12 protein-coding genes and 2 tRNA genes are annotated in these 18,261 nt (G+C 60.4%); 2 read left to right on the top strand and 12 right to left on the bottom strand.

Annotated features, from left to right (window positions below; all coding sequences use genetic code 11):
- Positions 1 to 8: 8 nt before the first annotated feature.
- The 4 genes from HMPREF3158_RS04925 to HMPREF3158_RS13120 form a co-directional block, all read right to left on the bottom strand.
- Positions 9 to 2,870 carry a hypothetical protein gene (locus HMPREF3158_RS04925; protein ID WP_061920073.1) on the bottom strand — a complete coding sequence of 954 codons (2,862 nt, stop codon included), beginning with the start codon at positions 2,868 to 2,870 and terminating at the stop codon, positions 9 to 11.
- The gene (locus HMPREF3158_RS04920) at positions 2,870 to 6,541 is read right to left on the bottom strand and encodes a tubulin-like doman-containing protein (protein WP_070497535.1); all 3,672 of its coding nucleotides are present in this window, start codon (positions 6,539 to 6,541) and stop codon (positions 2,870 to 2,872) included. The genes HMPREF3158_RS04925 and HMPREF3158_RS04920 overlap by 1 nt, the downstream gene beginning before the upstream one ends.
- Positions 6,542 to 6,613: 72 nt before the next feature.
- The gene (locus tag HMPREF3158_RS04915) at positions 6,614 to 9,487 is read right to left on the bottom strand and encodes a vWA domain-containing protein (protein WP_070497533.1); all 2,874 of its coding nucleotides are present in this window, start codon (positions 9,485 to 9,487) and stop codon (positions 6,614 to 6,616) included.
- Positions 9,487 to 10,086: a hypothetical protein gene (locus HMPREF3158_RS13120; protein ID WP_246816180.1), complete on the bottom strand. Its 600-nt coding sequence runs from the start codon at positions 10,084 to 10,086 to the stop codon at positions 9,487 to 9,489. Before HMPREF3158_RS13120 ends, HMPREF3158_RS04915 begins: the two co-directional genes overlap by 1 nt.
- A gap of 319 nt (positions 10,087 to 10,405) precedes the next feature.
- Here HMPREF3158_RS13120 and HMPREF3158_RS04905 point away from each other — a divergent pair, with 319 nt between their 5' ends.
- On the top strand, positions 10,406 to 11,104 hold the full coding sequence (locus HMPREF3158_RS04905) for a queuosine precursor transporter (RefSeq protein WP_062036237.1): 699 nt from the start codon (positions 10,406 to 10,408) through the stop codon (positions 11,102 to 11,104).
- A 154-nt stretch (positions 11,105 to 11,258) separates the two neighbouring features.
- Here HMPREF3158_RS04905 and tgt read toward each other — a convergent pair whose 3' ends face one another.
- The 6 genes from tgt to HMPREF3158_RS04875 all read right to left on the bottom strand — a co-directional run bounded on the left by tgt (position 11,259) and on the right by HMPREF3158_RS04875 (position 16,396).
- Positions 11,259 to 12,551: a tRNA guanosine(34) transglycosylase Tgt gene (tgt, locus tag HMPREF3158_RS04900; RefSeq protein WP_061920062.1), complete on the bottom strand. Its 1,293-nt coding sequence runs from the start codon at positions 12,549 to 12,551 to the stop codon at positions 11,259 to 11,261.
- Positions 12,552 to 12,556: 5 nt separating this feature from the next.
- Positions 12,557 to 14,959 (bottom strand): MMPL family transporter, encoded by a 2,403-nt coding sequence (locus tag HMPREF3158_RS04895; RefSeq protein WP_070497531.1) that lies wholly within the window; start codon positions 14,957 to 14,959, stop codon positions 12,557 to 12,559.
- Positions 14,960 to 15,069: 110 nt separating this feature from the next.
- A tRNA-Ser gene (locus HMPREF3158_RS04890) sits at positions 15,070 to 15,160 on the bottom strand.
- A gap of 48 nt (positions 15,161 to 15,208) precedes the next feature.
- Positions 15,209 to 15,409 carry a CsbD family protein gene (locus HMPREF3158_RS04885; protein ID WP_061920058.1) on the bottom strand — a complete coding sequence of 67 codons (201 nt, stop codon included), beginning with the start codon at positions 15,407 to 15,409 and terminating at the stop codon, positions 15,209 to 15,211.
- Between the two features lie 44 nt (positions 15,410 to 15,453).
- Complete coding sequence (locus HMPREF3158_RS04880; protein WP_046645837.1) at positions 15,454 to 15,885, bottom strand: nucleoside deaminase; 432 nt, start codon at positions 15,883 to 15,885, stop codon at positions 15,454 to 15,456.
- 31 nt (positions 15,886 to 15,916) lie between these two features.
- A complete protein-coding gene (locus tag HMPREF3158_RS04875; RefSeq protein WP_070497529.1) occupies positions 15,917 to 16,396 on the bottom strand; it encodes a tRNA adenosine deaminase-associated protein in 480 nt (159 codons plus the stop codon).
- A gap of 39 nt (positions 16,397 to 16,435) precedes the next feature.
- On the opposite strand from HMPREF3158_RS04875, the gene HMPREF3158_RS04870 reads away from it, so the two are divergent.
- Positions 16,436 to 17,464, top strand: a complete 1,029-nt coding sequence (locus HMPREF3158_RS04870) for a prephenate dehydrogenase (protein WP_070497527.1) — start codon at positions 16,436 to 16,438, stop codon at positions 17,462 to 17,464.
- Positions 17,465 to 17,524: 60 nt separating this feature from the next.
- On the opposite strand, the gene HMPREF3158_RS04865 is transcribed toward HMPREF3158_RS04870, so the two are convergent.
- Together HMPREF3158_RS04865 and HMPREF3158_RS04860 are read right to left on the bottom strand one after the other, a co-directional pair.
- The gene (locus HMPREF3158_RS04865) at positions 17,525 to 17,716 is read right to left on the bottom strand and encodes a hypothetical protein (protein ID WP_235590976.1); all 192 of its coding nucleotides are present in this window, start codon (positions 17,714 to 17,716) and stop codon (positions 17,525 to 17,527) included.
- A gap of 404 nt (positions 17,717 to 18,120) precedes the next feature.
- Positions 18,121 to 18,193, bottom strand: a tRNA-Arg gene (locus HMPREF3158_RS04860).
- Positions 18,194 to 18,261: the final 68 nt, after the last annotated feature.

Below are 18,261 nucleotides of genomic sequence, written 5' to 3'. Positions count from 1 at the left end.
GATTGCTCCTAGAACGTCTCGTCCAAGTCATCGAGCGACGGCGTCTGGCTGTGGCGGCCAAAGCTAAAGCCGGTGGAACCCTCGCCGGCGCTGTGGCGGCCCGGCTGCACCTGCGAAGCATTGTTGAAAGAGTCCATGTGGTCGGTTTCGTCCAGTCCACTGAGCGCATCTGCGAAGGAAGGTAAAGCAGCTTCCGTCTCCGGCTGCGCTTCCTTTGGCAGCAAGTATTTGAAATCGGTGATGCGGCCGAACTGCACCACGGTCAAAGAACGCGAAAGCTGGCTGGTTAGCGCGGTATTGCTATCGACCTCGATGATGCGAGTGCGGGAAGGATCGATCTCGGTGTATCCATCGGAAGCGCCCAACGTGGTCAGCGATTCATTGCTGAAGGCCTGCATAGCGCCCTTTTCTTCGCTCATACCCGCCATGAACTGCTGGGTGGATTGCTCCTGCCTGCGATTATCGTCCAAGAAGGTCACCTTGGACAGGAACTGCTGCATGCTGCCCGTCATTTGTGGATTGGTAATCGCACTGTGCCAGACCTGCGGCTTCAAATCTCGATCCGCCATCGCTGGGTGATCCAGGTTGCGAGCGATCATGTCCAGCGGCGACTTCGAATACTGGCCGCGCATGCCCCACATGGCGCTCGGCTGGATAGAACCGTTGCCCACCTGGTGACGCTCGAAGACAGAATTCATGTAATCCACGAGCCCACGCAAAGACTTATGAGCCCAGGCCTCAGAGAAAACGTGGGAACGAATTCCCTCGGCCATGCGGCTGGTTTCATCGTCGGTGACCTTTGCCTTGCCGATACGCGCGTTATCCGGCAAGCCGGATTCCGGGGTGCGCAGGTGGTCGCTGGTGGTGGACTTCAAGCCGAATGGCGCATAGATTGCGCGACCCAGAACTGAAGACCAGCTCAGGAACTGACCGTATGCATTGATGTTGCGGTCGATGTCTCCCGCTGCGAGCACGATGTTGCGCGCGGCAATCTCCTGGTTCTGGCGATTGAGCTTTTGCCTTTGCACGTAATCGTAGATTTCGCGCTGCGCCTTGGTGAAGGCAAGCCAGGAACAAACCAGGAACAAGGCGATGGAAACAATGACGCCGAAGGTGGTCCACTTCCAGTCCAGGGTGGGCATGGAATCCCAGATCCGCAAGTCGCTGTTGTAATGCGAGATGCACAGGTAAATGAGCACGAGCAAAATCGCGCCTAGCACGCCCCACATGGCGCGCAGCTTGGTGGTCAGCTTGCGGTTTTCAGCGTTGAAGTCACGCTCGGCAAAGCCCTTGGCTTCCTCGCTGAGCTGGCGGGCGACGTCCTCGAAGTGCGCCTCGCGCTGGCGCGCGGAGTGCAGGCTTGCGGCCAAACCAGAGCCGACCTTCCATGCGAAGGTTTCCTGGTGCTGGTTACGCCATGCCGCGAATTGCTGCTTTTTACGGTTGATCTCAGTGTTTTGTGTGCTCTGGCTAGTCCACTCCAGGTCAGCCGCGAACTTCTCCGCAGCGAGTGGATCGAAAGGTGCAATCGTTGCCTGCGCCTCGTTTTCATAGCCCACCGTGCGGTTCATCAGTGGGTGGAAACCACGGAAGGATTGGCTGACATCGGGCACGGACTGCTTGCCGTGCTGGACAATGAGTACGTCCTGGTTATTGCCCTTCGGCGGGGCGAAGTTGGCGTTTTCCTTCCACTGGCCATCAACTAAGCCCAGCGCAAAGTCATGATAGGCCTCCCACATGCCAGCCAGCTGCGGGGTATCACCAACGTCGAATTGGACCTTCTGGGCTTCATTCAGCGTCCGGTTATTCTTCTGCTGCATCTGTGCGATGGATACAGCATTCTCGCCCTTGCCGGAATGGCCATCCAAAACCACCTCCATGTTGGAATTGCGGCCATAGAGAAGATTCTGCAGGAACGAGGCGGTTGCGCTGTTTACGGCACCGCGCCGGTCGTTGACCCAATCCTGCGGCTTGCCGATGACGGTGGCCCAGTACAGGCGCAGGTTATCGCGCAGCGCAGCCCACGCGCCGATCTTCTGCGTCTTCGGGGTCTCCAGCGGGATTTCCTGGGAAATCAGGCTGCCACCAAAAGCGTGAAAGAGAGTATCCGCGTAGTGCTGCGTAAGCGCGTTCGGATCGGTAGCGTGCTCGGTGTAGCTGGTGTTATTCACGCGGGTACGCGGCAGGCGATTATTCGGATTGAATACTCGGTCCTTGACCTCATTTTCGACCTCGCTGGCATCGATAGTGCGGTGGAAAGCACGCACGAGACGGAAGTTTTCCCAGTTGCCGGTTTCCATCAGCCGGCCCGATTCGGCCTCGAATACAGCTGCCTCCTGCATTCCGCGCCACAGGCCGAAGATGGATGCCACGGCAGGAGCTGCGAACTGTGCCAAGGCAAAGCCATCTTCGCTGCGCATGATGGGGCGAATATGCGAAGCGGAAGGAGTGCCGCCCTCTTCTGGGGAAAGCACCAGGTTCTCCCACACCTGCAGCGGCTCAATGTGTGCCGGCTGCAAAGGCAAGGTGGTCAGCAACAGGCGAACGCGCTGGTTCGAGGCCTGGACGATGCGCGAATCCACGGCCGCCGCCCACCGCGACAAAGCGTCTGGCTGCAAGGAATCACTTTCATCCAGCGTATCGATGACCACGAGGAGCATATCGCCTTCGTGGTTGCGCAGAGACTCGTCGAGAGTGGCAATACGTGGGTTTCCCTCGGCGTCGAAGAAGCGCACTGCGGCTGCCGACGTCGGTTGGGTGTAGTCCACCCACATGAAGTTCTGCAGCAAGCCAACAGCTCGCAGGTCGAAAAGGCGGGAACGAATCTCATCGGCCGTGGCGCCGTGTCCAAAGAACAGTACGTTAGTCATTAGAAGGTGTCATCCAAGTCGGTGAGGTTGAATTCAGGCTCAAAGCGCGGGGTCTGGTTGGAAGAATCCCGGCTCGTGGGAGCCTCAAAAGTAACGGGCGTTTCCGCGGCGGTCTTTGCCTGGCCCAGCAGATCACGGATGCGCTGTGCCATGACGACGACGTCCGGCGCCAGGTCGCGGTAGTACGGCGTAGCGGAGGCGACGTCGCGGCGGCGAATGTTTGCAAATGGCTTGTCATCCATGCCTTGACCCGGCAGAGAATTCATTCCACCCGGAATGAAGTGATCGGCGCCGCGGACGAACTTATCGAGCTCCGCAACGAAGGATTCATAACGATCCTGGATGCTGGAGCCGACGACGCCGCGGCCCGGCACGGTGCCATCACGCAGGAAGGCCGCCAGACGGTGGACCAGTGGGTGCGTCGAAGCACCAGAGTGCGCAAAGTCCTGGCCGTCGTCGTAAAGCCCGCGCAGCAACTGGTACGGGTACAAGGAAGAGGCAAAGCCGTATGCGCCATTCTTTTGTACCTTCGCGTACGCGATGAAGATGGACTCAAGCACGGAAGACATCCAGTCGGACTTCTTAACCATGCGGCGCGGGGAAATCAGCATCGGGTTCGGGAAAGGTACCCAATCGCCTACGCCATTGGCGGTGTCGTCGTAGATATGTGCCGCGGCGTTATCGGAATCCGGGTTGGAGATGTGGATACGGCCGGTAATGCGGCCGATGATCCAACCTGCAACCATGGCCTGACGCTCGGTCTCAGTCAGCGGCAGTGCCGCCGCGAGCGGACGGGTACGACGCTCCGACCAGTAGGAACCATCGAAGTTTTCTTGCTTATCGATGTCCTCGGCGATGTAGCCGAACATGGAAGAAAATACGATCGGCGAGTAGTTCGGGTAGGAACCGAAGATCTCGATGTGCTGTACCTGCTCGGACATGTTCAGCGAGTTACGCAACGCCACCTGCGATGGCTCGTCAATAGAAGGCGTAGAAAGCAGCTCGCCCAGGCGTGGAACGATGCCGGTTTCTTCGCTGCCCAAAGCCTCGAAAGGAATATCAGAGAAGGAGTAGGTGTACTGCACGTCCTTGCCGTGGATGCGCTGGACCATGTCGCTGGACACGGCAGCCAACGGGCGGGCGTAGCTCAGCGCCAACTGGAAGGCGTTGACGAAGCGGTCAATGCGCTGGGAGTGCTCCACCTCGTTGATATCCGGGGTCAGCGTCAGGTAGCTGCGCAGATCCACGGAGTTGAACTTGTAGAACTCATAGTCGCGGCGGTTAATCCACGCACGGGAGCGCTCCAGCAGATCTGCCGGGCGGATGCGCGAACGGTACTGTGCGCGCTGGGACTCGCGACGCTCCCCGGTCTGCGGATGCTGCGATAGGTGCTTGGATACCCAACCTGCACGGTTGCTGTATTCATCGTTGGTGCGCTTCTGCGGCGCCAGCGTATCCCGCGGTGCCTTGTTGGCATCTAGCGAATCCCACTCGCCGCGAATGACCGCACGCACCGCGAATGGGTAAGCCTGATCGTAATGTTGTACATCGGCAGTGGACTGCTGGCCCTGAATGGTGCGCAACATCTGGGTTTGGTAGTCGGTGATAAACGCGTTGACGTCGGTCAACATGATTTCGTTTTCCGCGCCCTTGAAGCGAGACTCAACGACCTCGTCTACTTCCTCCGGCCAGGCGTTGACCTCGTTGGTGCGAACGTCTGCCAGCTTGTTGGTCTCCGGGCGTGACTGTGCCGCCTTCTCGAGCACCTCATGGGCGTCGCCAAGCTCACGCTGCAGATGGAAGAGGTTCTCGTCGACGTAATCCTGCAGAACGTCCTGCAGAATATGCGCCGCAGCCAACAGGAAGTAGTGGTAGAACTGCTGGTGATAAAGGCCCAGTAGCGCGTTGACAGTCGGCGTTGGATCCGTCATCTGGCCCTTGCCGGTCAGCGGGCTAAGGATCGGCTCCGCGCCTTGCGGAAGCGCAAGCACGGCGAAGTTCTGGAAGGAATTAGAGAACTCGTTAAGCTGCGGCTGCAGGCGGTCGCCGCTGGCCAAGACGTCCTTGACGCGATCGAGCATCTCGCGAACATAAGGCAGGCCCACTGCCGCCAACTCGCCCTCGACCGTGCTCAAGACCTTGTCTGAGAAGAAGTTAGCGAAGCGATAGGTGGTGTCATACGCTGCCTGTTGGAGCATTCCCGCGATGTACTGCTGGTTCTGTGGATCGCTCAGGTTCTGCATGAGCTCTGCGCGCCACTCGTTAACGTTGCGCCCTTCCCCCACCGGGATGAAACTACGCAGGCTGCGCGCTGCGTTTTCGGCAGCTGGCTGGCCCATGCCGCCGAATACGGTGTTCAGCCAGTTATACGCGGAGTTCGGATCGATAGGTCCGCCCATCGCCCAGTTCGGATCCAACATCATGTCTTGGAAGCGGCCCGGCAGGCGCTCATCAAGGCGCTTTGCAATCTGCATCTCGCCGGCCTCTGGGTTGGCCTTGTCAAGGTGGCCGTTGAGCAAGCGATCGAAAGAACTACGGGCCAGGCGCTGTGCGGAATACTCAGCGAAGCGATCGCGGCCCATGGAAATCTGCGCATAACCCAGCGAACCCCACGGCAGGCGGGCCCACGGGGTACCGCCCTGGGACTGATCACGGTCCCAACCGAAGAAACGGCGGCCGCCGTCACCGGATGGGGTGTTGGTCAACGCATAAGAGACCAGGTTGTCAGACGCACGAGTCGAGGCCATCAAGCCGGCCAGCGCGCGGCCCAGGCCGCGGTAGATCGACATCGCGGAGCCATCGCCAAAGCGGGAGCCGGTGGTGCCCATCTTGGAACCGATGGGAAAGATTCGGCCGAAAGTCGGCCCCTCTGGCGGGGTGCCCATATCAAAGGCCTCGAAGATGGCGCGGTCATGCGCGGTGGAGTTACCCATCTGGGATGCAACGACCTCGCCGAACATGGCCAAGGAGTTGGGCCATGCGCCGGCCATGTCCTCTGCCTTATTGTCGGAGAAGATCTCCGGGGTGTACATGAAGACCAGCGTGCTGGTCGGATCGAGATTCTTGATGGTGGTCAGAACGCGGCAGACATCCAGGAACATCGAAGCGCCTGCGCCGCCTGCCATGGAGGAAACAACCAGCACAACCGGCGCGGAGGAACCAGTATCTGTGCGCTTCTTCGACTGCTTGTAATTGAGCTCGTTGAGCTCCTGGATAGCTTCCTGGGTAAACATCTCAGACACCGCCGCGTTCAATGCGTTGCGGATGTCCTTCAGGTGGCGCAGGGTCAGGATGCGGCCGATGGCGCGGTACTGGCCGGCGCCGTCGGCAAGCTTTGTGTCATTCGATTGCGGCGTACGCGAAGCCCACGTGGCGATCTCACCAAGCTTGCCGGAGCGGCCCAACGTTTCAGAGATACCAGCATCGAACTGGTTGTAATGCTGGCGTGAGCCGATACCCACATACTGACCGCCGCTTTGGGTAACGTTCGGCAGCTTCTGCGGGCCGGCCTCCTCTTCGAGGGGAACATCGATGTTCACAAACTGCCACGCCTTGGGCAGCTCGGTGATGTCTGGATCGATGGTGCGCAGCTCCGCCTTGAGCTGGTCCATGATAAAAGCCAAGGTCTTGGCGCCGGAGCCACCGCAGCCAACTACGAGGAACTTCTTCATCTGCTCTTAAAACCTTTCGGGATGTCTCTTTAAGTGTTCAACTTGTGCGTTCTGCTTGCGTTATGGTTCGGGCTAGTTGTTTCCGAAGGAAGGCCCCTGCGGCCATCCACCGTTGTTGCCGCGCGGCCCGTTGCCCGGCTGGCCGAAGCCGCCCTGGCCACCTGGTTGACCAAAACCACCTGGCTGGCCGCCCTGGTTACCCGGTTGGCCAAAGCCTCCCTGTTGGCCTGGCTGACCGAAGCCACCTTGGCCACCTGGCTGACCGAAGCCACGCTGCTGACCTGGCTGGCCCGGCTGCTGCACCTGGCCCGGCTGCCCCGGGAACTGCTGCACTGGAGCGTTAGCACCCGGCGCGTTCTGCGGCGCCTGTGCGCCTTGTGCGCCTTGCTCTCCCTTCGGGCCCTTCGGAGCCTTAGGCTCCTTCGGCGCTGGGAACTGCACCTGCTCGAAGAGCACCGGTGCGGAGCGGTTGATCTCCTCGGAAAGCTCGTCGTACTTTTCGGCATGTGCCATCGTGTCGACCGTCAAGACGATTTCGCCGCGATCCTTGTCATTAGCGTTGCCCACGAAGAACCAGTTGTTCTGAACTGCCAGCGGCAAGATGGCGCGGCCGCCAGACTGCTTGCCCTTTCCGGAGATGGAGCCGTCCTTTTCAACTTCCACATGGGCCGCGGTAAATGGGCTAAGGCCCATCTTTGCCTTCGCCTCGTACAGGCCCAGGTTTGCCCGGCGCGGCGCGGCGTCGACAGGCACTGCGCCCTGGAACTCCTCCTTGGAAACCGCAAACGGCTTGCCGGTATCCGTGCGGATGAGGCTCGTGCCTTCCTTCTTGACCGGAATCGTCTTCGCGAACATGCGCGGGGACTCAGGGATGCGGCCGGAGAACCACTTCATGAAGTAAAGAACCGCCAGCGGAATCAAAAGGCCCAAAAGGACCGCCAGCACGAATGCCAGGCCGAAGGCACTCTTGCTCAAAGGCGTGGTCATCGAGCCCTTCAGCTGCAGCGGCAGCTGCGCTTCCTGATTATCTTCCGCAGACTGCAAGCTCAGCGTTGGCTTGAGCGCCAAAGCGCCGTCTTCCATGTTCTCTGCAGAAAGGGTGATCGGCAGCGTCGCCTCTTCGCCCTCACCAAGCTCGAGCGCGTTATCCGCGGAATCGTGCTTGGACGTAACCTTGAGCGCATCCACGCCCTTCGGCAGCGTGGCCTCGTCAGCGCCGAAGCTTTGCTCCGCCAGCCACACCTTGCCCGGACCAGTTACCGGAACATCAACGGTGACTTCCTTTTCCGTCATCGACACCACCTGTGCCGAGCCGACGGAGGGCATGTTGACCGGGGTAATCGTCAGCGGGGTTTCACTCTTGATGGGGTTGAGCTTGGAGCCCGGCTGATTATCGACGCCCTTCGTGGTGATGTCCACGCTGGTCACCAGCTTGCCCGCGGCAACGTTTTCGACCTTGTCCAACGGGATATCCACCGCGTTGCCGTCCACGATCGGGGCGTTTTCGAGAAGCGTTACTGGCTCGCCCTCTTCGGGGACGAACTCCGCGCGCAGCGTGCCTTGGCCTTCGAGCTTGCGCGGCTCACCGCCGCCGTCGACAAGCTGTGCCTTAATAACTTGGTCGGAGTTGATGCCGCCGCTTAGCTTCTCACCGTTTTCGCGCTGCAGGTTGAGGTTCAGACCCGGAATCATCACCATGGATGCCTGGTACTCGCCCTCGGCGCCGCCCTCCAGCTTGTAGCCAAAGGTCCACTTGCCGGCCCAGCCTTCGCCGCCCTTCTTCATTGCGACGTCGACCATGCCCGGAAGGCGGTCATTGGTGGTGATCTCCACGTCAGCGCCGGCGACCTTCTTGGTATCCGGCTTCAGCTCTACCGTTTGCCCATCAGGACCGGTGAGGGTCGGAATGATCTTGCCTTCTTCTACGCTGGTCTTCGGAACCGCGGACAGGCGGACTGGGTCGACCGAATTATCCAGGAAGAAATCGAATTGCTCGGTGAAAGTGCCTTCCTTGCTCAAGCCACCGGAGGTAGGAATGAGGTTACGGAAAGCTGCAAACAGTGCGGCGGGATCCTCACCGCCGTTGAAGAAGGCGCCGTTGGGTTCGCCTTGGCCACAGCCCTCGCCTTCAGCCAGGTCGGTGAGAAGCTCCGTCTGCTCCTTCGCATCGCGCGCCGGTACGAGACCGACGTTGAAGAGGCGGATATTGGACTGGCGGAATGCGGACACCGTGGAATCCGGGGTGCACAAAATGTTGCGGGCTGCTGCGTTGTCCTTGCCGGTCTCAACGCCCACGTAGGCGCCGTCGGTGAAAAAGACAATGGCGCGGCAATCGCTGCCATCATGATCGCCGAATTCCTTGAGCGCGCCCGAGTAGGCCAAACCGTAGTCGGTTTCTAGATCGGAGGTGCGCTCCTTGTTGCGGAAAGCGTCAATCTCCTTGTCCAAGGCGCCGGCGTTTCCGGAAACATTGGTCCAGCCGCCGTACTCGCCGGCCTCGGAGTAATAGCCTGAACCGAATCCGGCAAGCTTGACATTGATATCCGCGCCGGCGTCCTTGCCTAGGCTGGCCAGCTGATTGACGATGTCCTTGGTGGCATCAACACGGAAGTGGGAGCCATCGGTGGCTGGTTCGCCTTCGTAACCGATGAGGGACTGCGACTGGTCGAGCACGAACAACAGGTCCGCGGATTTCTTATCCGCGATACACGAACTAAAGTCCGCTAGGTTTTTCTGCGAGGCCTCAGAGAGGCTGCTCTCGGAGGCCTGCGGTGCTTTATCCTGTGGAGCTTGTTCTGGTGGGGCTTGTTCTGCCGGCGGGGCCGCCTCGGGCGCTGGTGCTTGCTCAGGCGCTGGCGCATCTTGCGCGGAAGCTCCCAAGGAACCTGCGAAACCGCACAACAGTGCAGTGCTGCTGAGAGCGAGGAGACGATTTAGTTTTCGCATTAGGCGCCCATCACCTTTCCTACGTAGAAGGCGATCTCCACTGCGGAAGCGATCACAAGCAAGAAGCCGCCGATCATGACGAGGCGGTAGACCAGCGTCTGGCGCGTATCCTCAATGTAGAAGCTTTCCGCTTGGCGCCGAGTATTTTGCAGGGTGTATAGGCCAAGGAGCACAAAGGCGACGATGCCGGCAAGCACCCATCCCGCGATGGCCAAGCCAAAGAAAAGGCCTTGGGTTGCAGTGGAGGCCAATGGCGCGGCGATTACCGCGATTAAGGAGAAAATAGCGGCCACACCAGCGGCGATGAGCAAAGGCCACGGCCCCTTGGTGGGTGCGGCTGGGGTGGCAGGGCGCGAGCTGCGCGGCGCGCTGGGCTGCCCGCCTGGTGCGCCAAAACCCTGGCCGCCACCTTGTGCGGGGCCAGCTGCGCCAAACGACGGCGCGCTTCCTCCTGGTTGATTCGGCGAACCGAAGCTAGGGGAACTTGGGAATCCGAACCTCGGGCCGGCTGCATTGTTAGGGCCGTTGTTGGGGCCGCTACCCGCTCCGGGGCGCGGACCACCAAACTGGGGCGATGAGCCAAGCGAACCAAATGTCATAACTAATGACCTTTTCTCAAATAGCGCTCCCCCAGCCAAGAGAGCGGCCAGGGAAACCAAAGGGAACAAAATAGGCACAAGTGTTGCAAGCAAAAGAATGCCATACTTAAGGCCTCATTTCGCCTCTTCCTTGGGATTTACCCTCCACTACGCCAGCGCCACATCGATAATGCCGGATTCAGCTGCACATATCTCGCTGGATCTACCTTGAGGATCATTCCCCAGTCTCCCCTAAGATGTGTGAGCATTTCTGTTTTCTCAGGCCATAAGACAGCGCCATAAGACAACGCCATAAGACGGCATGGCAAGATAACTGCCCATGACAGAAAAATCGGCAACCGCAACCACTTCCAGTGGCGAGAGCATCCGATTCATCCCGGTACAGTCCACGCTGTACCCGTGGCTGGTTACGGTGTTCGTCGTTACGTTCCTCATTTCCAACATCAATGCCACAAAGGGCGTCCAGCTCGGTCCGCTCATCACCGACGGCGCCTTCTTCTTATTCCCGCTGGCTTATATCGCAGGCGACGTCCTGTCCGAATGCTATGGCTTCAAGTCCACGCGGCGGGCGGTCTACATCGGATTCGTCATGGCGATTCTGGCCGCGGTGTGCTTCTATATCGCGATTTGGCTGCCAGCGGCGGATTTCTATGAAGGCCAAGAGGCCTTCGCCGCTACCTTGGGCCTTGTGCCGCAGATCCTCGCCGCTTCCTTGGCAGGCTACTTGGTGGGCCAGCTGCTCAATTCCTTCACGCTGACCCGCATGAAGGCAAAGTCCGGTGAACGCGGGCTCATCGGCCGTTTGGTGGCCTCAACCGTCGTGGGCGAGCTCGGCGATACTGTGTTGTTCTGCATCATCGCCGCACCAGTCATCGGCATTTCCACATTCAGCGGCTTTCTCAATTACGTAGTGGTCGGCTTCGTGTGGAAAACCCTCATCGAGGTGGTCATGCTGCCGCTAACCACCGTCGTCATCAAGTGGATTAAATCCCGCGAAGACTACGTTCCCAGCAGCTAACCCGCAAATACCCAGACCTAGAAACCCAGGGCTGGAACTGCAGCTTCCTGGTGAAAAGGGCGGCGTCGGCAAGCGCGAGAAAAGCCGAACAGGAGGTCTGCAGTTCCAGCCCTGGGTATTTGCGGAAAAGAGGCGGCGAGCGCAGGGAGGTAGCTTACTTGCCGGCGTAGTAGCGGCCCATGAACTCGTCGCGGTAGGCCTCGTAGTAGCCGCCGTCGATGGAGGCGCGGATGTTGTCCACCAAGCGGATCATGAAGGTAAGGTTGTGCATGGTGCACAGCGTGCCGGCCAGGAATTCGTTGGCCTTGAGCAGGTGGTGGATGTACGCGCGGGAATAGTTCTCCGAGACGTAGCCGCCGAACTCCTCGTCGATGCCCGTGAAGTCGCGCTTGAAGCGCGCACCCTTGAGGTTCAAGCGGCCATCGAGCGTGTACACGCCGCCGCGGCGGCCCAGGCGGGTCGGCGCAACGCAGTCGAAGGTGTCGGCACCAGCCTCGATCGCGGTAAACAAATCATCGGGCTCGGAAATGCCCAGCAGGTGACGCGGTTTATCCTCAGGAAGCTCGTCGCAGACCCAGCCCACGATGGTGCCCAGGTTCTCCTTCTCCAGCGCGCCGCCGATACCAAAGCCGCCGAAACCGCGCTTGCCGTCCGCCTCGGCAGCCTGGGAAAGCTCCACCAGACCGCGGGTGGCTTGGCGGCGCAGGTCCTCGTACTGCGCGCCCTGGACGACGCCCCATAGGGACTGGCGCGGCTTCTGCGGGCCACGCTCCTCGGTCAGGCGGTGGTGCTCGTCGAGGCAGCGCTGCGCCCAGCGGTGCGTTCGCGCGACGGATTCCTCCTGATAGGCACGGCTATCGATGAGGGTGGTCAGCTCATCAAAGGCGAACATGATGTCAGCACCCAAACCATGCTGAATCTGCATGGAGACCTCCGGGGTAAAGCGGTGCTTCGAGCCATCGATAACAGACTTAAAGTCCACGCCATCCTCGTCGACCTGCGCCATACGCTCCTTCTTGGCCGCGCGGATGTCCTTTTCGGTCAGGTTGGCCGTGTCCATGGCCAGGACCTTCTTGAATCCCACGCCAAGCGACATCACCTGGAATCCGCCGGAGTCCGTGTAGGTGGGGCCATGCCAGTTTTCAAAGGTCGCGACGCCGCCAGCCTCATCCACGATGTCGTGGCCCGGCTGCAGATAAAGGTGATAAGCGTTGGACAAGATAGCCTGCGCGCCCGTCTGGCGGATCTGCTCCGGGGTCAGGGTCTTAACCGTGGCCTTGGTGGCCACGGGGATAAAGGCTGGGGTCTGAATATCCCCGTGCGGTGTATGAATGGTGCCGCTGCGACCATGCTTGCCAGGACCAGCCTGGTCGAGGCGCGTGCGCACGTCGAAGCTCAGGTCAGTCTCTAGCTTGGGTGCAGGAAAAGGCGGCTGTTGCTCGATCATAGAGGCTAGTTTACGTGTTGCGTCGTATCCGCAGATGCGCCGCCATGCTCACGCTCCCACTCTTCTTCCAGAGCTGTGCCTTCGATGTCGAGGGAAGGCATGACCTTATCCATCCACTTTGGCAGCCACCAGGTCGCGCGGCCCAATAGGAACATCGTGGCGGGGACGAGGGACATGCGCACAAGGAAGGCGTCGAAAAGCACGCCTGCGGCAAGGGCGAAACCGAAGATCTGGATAAACGGCAGCGGCTGGTTAATAAACGCCACGAAGACCGAAATCATAATGATGGCTGCGGCCGTGACCACACGCGCGCCTTCGGTAAAGCCCGCGATGGTGGCCTCATCCACGGCGTTGTACTTGGTGCCATTGCCGCGTGGATAACGCGCGATGTGCTCGCGCATGCGGGTAACCAGGAAGACCTGATAATCCATGGCCAAGCCGAAAGTCACGCCGATCAGGAAGATAGGCATGAAGGAAATCAGCGGACCAGGCGCCGGAACCAGGCCGAAGAGGCCGTCCTGCCACACCAGAACCGTAAGGCCGAAGGCCGCGCCCACTGAGAGCAGGAAGCCCAAGCCAGCCACCACGGGGACCAAGACCGAGCGGAAGACTAAGAAGAGCAACAGGATGGCCAAGCCCACCACGATGGCGAGGTAAGGCAGCATGGCGGCCTCCAAGCGCTCGGTGATATCTAGCTGCACGGCGGTCAGGCCAGTCATGCCGATTTCCGCGCCGGTGACCTCGCCCAAGCGCTCGTTCTCTGCACGCAGAGCCGACGCCGTGCCGACGGTCGTGGGATCCGTCGGGCCTGTGGTCGGTGCGACCATGATCTGTGCCGCGGTCTGATCAGAGTTGAGGCCAACGATCTGTGCGTGCTTCACGCCGCCTACCTGGTTAAGCTGCTGGGTCGCGTACATGAAGGAGGCGAAAGTTGCCTTCTTTTGTTGGTCTTCGCCTTCTTGACCCTGAATCAGCGGCTGGAGAGCCGGCGCGTCTGGGTTGGCTTCCTCACCGTTGACGATGACCAGGAATGGACCATTGACGCCTGCGCCGAAGCCTTCGGCCAGCAGGTCCGCGGACTTGCGCTGGGTGGTATCCGGATTCGAGCTGGTATCCGCCGGCAGCGCGAGCTCCATGTCCAACACCGGGGCGCTCAACGCGCCAAGACCCAACACGACCACGGCCATGACCAGGCCCGGGGCCTTCTGCACCGCACGCACCCAGCGGTTGCCCATGGTGGCGCCCTTACGGCGCTTGCCCTTCCTATTCGGGTTGCCGGCGATGCCGGGGATTCGACCGGCAAAGGCTTTATCGCCGGCCAGGCCAAGCAGCGCCGGCACCAGGGTCAGCGCGACGAGCACCGCCATGAACACGGTGCCCGCGGCAGCCAAGCCCATGGCGGTGAGGAAGCCAATCTTGGCCACGATGAGGGCGAAGAGCGCCACGAAGACCGTGGCGCCGGCGAAGACCACGGAGGAACCTGCCGTGCCCACCGCCATGCCGGCGGCTTCGGGCCCATCCATCCGCGAGCGCTCCTGGCGGTAGCGCGACATGATGAACAGCGCATAGTCGATGCCCACGGCCAGGCCAATCATGATGGCCAGGACCGGGGTCAAGTTATTGAGCTCAATCCAGTGCGTGGCAATCATGACGCCGAGCGCGCCCAGGCCCACGCCCACGACGGCCGAGATCAGCGGCATGCCCGCCGAAACCAAGGAGCCGAAGGTAAAGATAAGGACGAGGAAGGCCACGCCCAGGCCGATGATCTCCGAGGTGGAGTTGACCTTAATCTCATCGCCAAAGCCCGCGCCGCCAGCCTCGACCGTTAGCCCCTTCTCGCGGCCCAGCTCCATCGCCGCGGTGACGACGTCCTTGTCTTCTTGCTCAACGGTGTAGGAGCTTTCCGCATCGAAGTTGAAGGTGGTGTAGGCGATGGTCTCGTCCTCATTAACCATCGCGAGGTTATCCGCATCCTTGCGGGCGGTCTCTTCCGGCAGGCCCATTGAGGTGAATTGATCGATAACCTGCTGCTGCAAAGCCGGCGATACGTCGAGCGGGTTGCCCCAGCGTTGCTGGTCCTTGATGCCGAGCTCGTTGGTGATCTGATCGACCACCTGCTGCATCGCTTCCTTATTTTGCGGGTCAGAAAGCTTCTGTCCCTCCGGCGCCTGGAAGACCAGGTTCACAGAAGGCGCGCTGGCCAAATTGCCGCTTTCCGGGAAGAGCTCGGCGGCGCGGTGGGTAGCGTCAATCGCCGGCGTGCCCTTGATGGAGTACTCCGAAGTCATGGGCTTCATCAAGGCAATCGTGGCGCCCACAGCGGCCACAAAGATCACAAGCCACGCGATGATCACTTTCCACCTGTTGAGGAAGGACCAGCGCCCAAGACGGTACAAGAGTTTTGCCACAGGAGTTACCTTCTGTCTCGTTGATTAACTTCGCCCAGTCTAGCGGCCAGCCGCTGGCAGCTAAAACAAGAAAAGCCGTGGAGCAATTACTTGCCCCACGGCTTTCGCTATGGCGGTGGCGGCGGGATTTGAACCCGCGGTTGGGGGTTACCCAACATTCGCTTTCGAGGCGAACACCTTCGGCCGCTCGGACACGCCACCGTGGTCTAGGTTACGTGTTGAAGCGCGCGGCACAAAATCCCGCCGGATTTACTTGTCCTTCAGGCCGCCAATAACCTCGTTGGCCTTGTCCTTTACGCCCTCGACAGCGTCAGAGACTTTGTCCTTAGCCTGGGAAGTAACCTGGTCTGCCTTGCCCTCGTTAGCAAGATCCTCGTTGTCGGTTGCGTTTCCCGCAGCTTCCTTTGCCTTACCTACTAGGTCGTCCTTCTTGTTTTCGAAATCGCCCATGTTATTTCTCCTTTTTGTTTGCGGTGACCCCATCCTACGCAATGTCAGCGCAGCTCGCCGAAGAAGCCGGTGAGCAGTCCGGCGCATTCTTCCTCGCAAACTCCGGCGCGCACTTCGGGCACGTGCAGGGCACCGGGGGCACGCAGGACATCGACAAGCGAGCCACACGCGCCCGTCTTCGGTTCGAAAGCACCAAAGACCACGGAAGCCACGCGGGCCCCCTGGATAGCCCCGGCACACATCGCGCACGGCTCAAGGGTGACCACAAGTTCGCAGCCTTCTAAGCGCCAGCCATCGCCATGCTTGGCGACGGCCGCGCGAATCGCCTCCACTTCCGCATGTGCGGTGGGATCGCCGCGCTGCTCCCGGCGGTTGACGCCGGTGGAAAGCTCGTTGCCGGCGGCGTCGTAAAGCACCGCTCCTACCGGGATGTCTCCCGCGGGTGTCTGGCGTGCCACCTCGAGCGCGCGGCGCATGCGCGCCTCGGCGCTGGCCAAGCCTTGGGATTTAAGCAATGATCTCTTCGAGCTCGTCACCGAAGCCTAAATCGCCCGCGATGCGCAGGAGCATATCGGAGGGCCAATCTTCGTCATTGTCGATGATGTAGCCCAACTGATCTTCACTGAGCCCAAGATCAGCAAAGATATCGAAGTCGCCGTCGCCATAAGGATCTGGATCCTCGTCGTCGTCAACGATTTCGGGAAAGTCAAGGTCGCGCAGCTCCAGGAAGTCTGCGGCAAAATCATCCTCGTCGGCATATGTGGCGTCAGAGATCAGCATGCGCACATCTCCCGGCACTGGGCGTACGACAACGAAGTATTCATCCTCTACGCACAGCAGCGCGAAGGCCGCGCCCTCGGAGCGCAGCGCGCGCACCGCGCTGATGGAGGTGTTGATGTCCTCGAAGTCGTCATCAAACTCCCGAACCACCCATTGCCCCTCATTGCGGGCAACGGTAACTGCGAAGGAGATGTTGTCATCACTCATACCTCGTGAGATTAGTCGTGTTGTGCCAGAATTGTCACCGTGAGTTCTAAAGACGTTCAACGACCCGTATGCATCATCGGCCTCGGCCTCATTGGTGGTTCCCTGCTGCGCGATCTCGCGGCAAGCAAACACGCAGTATATGGCTATAATCACTCAACTTCCGGTGCCCGCAGCGCCATCAAAGCGGGCTATGACGTCACCGATGACCTGCAGGCAATTTTGACCCGCGCGGAGGCAGATGATGCACTAATCGTCATCGCTACCCCGATGAAAGCGGTCGCTTCTGTCTTGGACGAGATTCAACAGCACGCGGCGAGCTGTGGCATCACGGACGTAGTTTCCGTGAAGACTGAGGTGCGCGATCTCTTCTTGGAGCGCGGCATGGAATCGCGCTACGTGGGCGGCCACCCGATGGCCGGCACCCAGAACTCAGGCTGGGACCACTCGCAGACCAAGCTCTTTAAGGGTGCAGCATGGGCAATTACCTATGACTACGCCGCCGAGTGCGAGGCCCGCGGAGAGCGCATCCCGAAGAAGTGGATTGAGACCTTCTCCGATGTAGTGCGTATGACGCAGATGGTGCACGCTGAGGCCGTCCCCGTGCGCGTGGCAAATCACGATGCCGCGGTGGCGCGCATTTCTCACCTGCCGCACGTCTTCTCTGAAACCCTCGCCGTGGTGGGCGACAACGGCGGCGTCCTCGCGCAATCACTGGCCTCGAGTTCTTTCAAGGACGGCACCCGCGTGGCCGGCACCGCCCCAGAGCTAGTGCGGCAGATGTGTGAGACCAACGCACCCGCGCTTGTCGACGCCCTCGATGAAGCATTGCAGCTCCTCCAGGCCGCGCGCGACTCGCTCGCCGCTGAGCAGCCCTCGGTTGCTGAACTCGCGGAAAATGGCTTCCGCGCCCGCACCCGCATTGAGGCACGCTCCGGCGCCCGCAAGGAATCGGTCTCCCCGGTCAAGATTTCCTCGCGGCCGGTACTGCGCCTGCACCCGGGTGGCCCGAACTGGGTGGCGCAGCTGCGTCAGTCGGAGTCTTTGGGCGGGCGAATCGAGATTTTCTAGCCCCGTCTAGTCTTCTAGGCCTGTCTAGGCTTCCCGCCCTGTCTAGCCTTCCCGCCCCGTCTAGTCACGGAACGTATCGTCGCGCCGCTTGCGGGACTTCGATTCATCCCTGCTCACCGCAAGGATGGGAAGTCCCAGAAGGCCCAGCGCGAGCCCAATCGGGAAAAGCACCAGCATTCCCGAGGCAACCCACAGCACCACGCCGAGGATTGCGCCCGCTACCAAGCAGGGCACGAGTTTGTTGTTGTTCACGCTCACCTTTCTAGTTCCCGTGGCGAAGGCAAACTTTTTACTGGCCATGAAGCTAAGCACCTAAAAATGAGGTCTCGTAAAGCGGTTCCGGGCTCATAGTACGCCGCGGCCTCTCTCGCAGCAGCTTCCGCGCCTCGCGGGTCCTTCGCACGGCACCAGGTTCTCTGCACGGCCCCTGCGGCTGCAAATCGCAAATGGTGAGGTCGCCCCGCAACGGAAGTGACTGGTGTTAACGCCCGTGGCTGGTGAGCGGTCACCTCACCATCTACACCTCACCATTTGACTGGCTGGCCTCACCATTTGACTCCGCGCCGCCGCCAAGAGCCACCAAGCGCCTCCTTCGCGCCACCCATACAAAACGAAAATCTCGCGGCCTCCAAGAAGGAAACCGCGAGAAAATTTTGTGCGCCCGGAGGGATTCGAACCCCCAACCTTCTGATCCGTAGTCAGATGCTCTATCCGTTGAGCTACGGGCGCTAACCGCTACTGCGTTTGATTGCTGTGCAATCTCTCGCTGCAACGTGGATTAACTATAGTGCCGTTCT

Origin of the sequence: Corynebacterium sp. HMSC06G04, from assembly GCF_001807365.1 — a bacterium.
Lineage (GTDB): Bacteria > Actinomycetota > Actinomycetes > Mycobacteriales > Mycobacteriaceae > Corynebacterium > Corynebacterium simulans.
Note: the sequence above shows the minus strand (reverse complement) of the source record. Positions and strands in the feature narration are given on the sequence as shown.

Excerpts from the sequence above, each read along its gene's own strand:
- HMPREF3158_RS04925 (WP_061920073.1), bottom strand. The coding sequence starts at position 2,870 with ATGACTAACGTACTGTTCTTTGGACACGGCGCCACGGCCGATGAGATT.
- HMPREF3158_RS04875 (WP_070497529.1), bottom strand. The coding sequence starts at position 16,396 with ATGAGTGATGACAACATCTCCTTCGCAGTTACCGTTGCCCGCAATGAG.
- HMPREF3158_RS04885 (WP_061920058.1), bottom strand. The coding sequence starts at position 15,409 with ATGGGCGATTTCGAAAACAAGAAGGACGACCTAGTAGGTAAGGCAAAG.
- HMPREF3158_RS04920 (WP_070497535.1), bottom strand. The coding sequence starts at position 6,541 with ATGAAGAAGTTCCTCGTAGTTGGCTGCGGTGGCTCCGGCGCCAAGACC.
- HMPREF3158_RS04880 (WP_046645837.1), bottom strand. The coding sequence starts at position 15,885 with ATGCGCCGCGCGCTCGAGGTGGCACGCCAGACACCCGCGGGAGACATC.
- tgt (WP_061920062.1), bottom strand. The coding sequence starts at position 12,551 with ATGATCGAGCAACAGCCGCCTTTTCCTGCACCCAAGCTAGAGACTGAC.
- HMPREF3158_RS04915 (WP_070497533.1), bottom strand. The coding sequence starts at position 9,487 with ATGCGAAAACTAAATCGTCTCCTCGCTCTCAGCAGCACTGCACTGTTG.
- HMPREF3158_RS04905 (WP_062036237.1), top strand. The coding sequence starts at position 10,406 with ATGACAGAAAAATCGGCAACCGCAACCACTTCCAGTGGCGAGAGCATC.
- HMPREF3158_RS13120 (WP_246816180.1), bottom strand. The coding sequence starts at position 10,086 with ATGACATTTGGTTCGCTTGGCTCATCGCCCCAGTTTGGTGGTCCGCGC.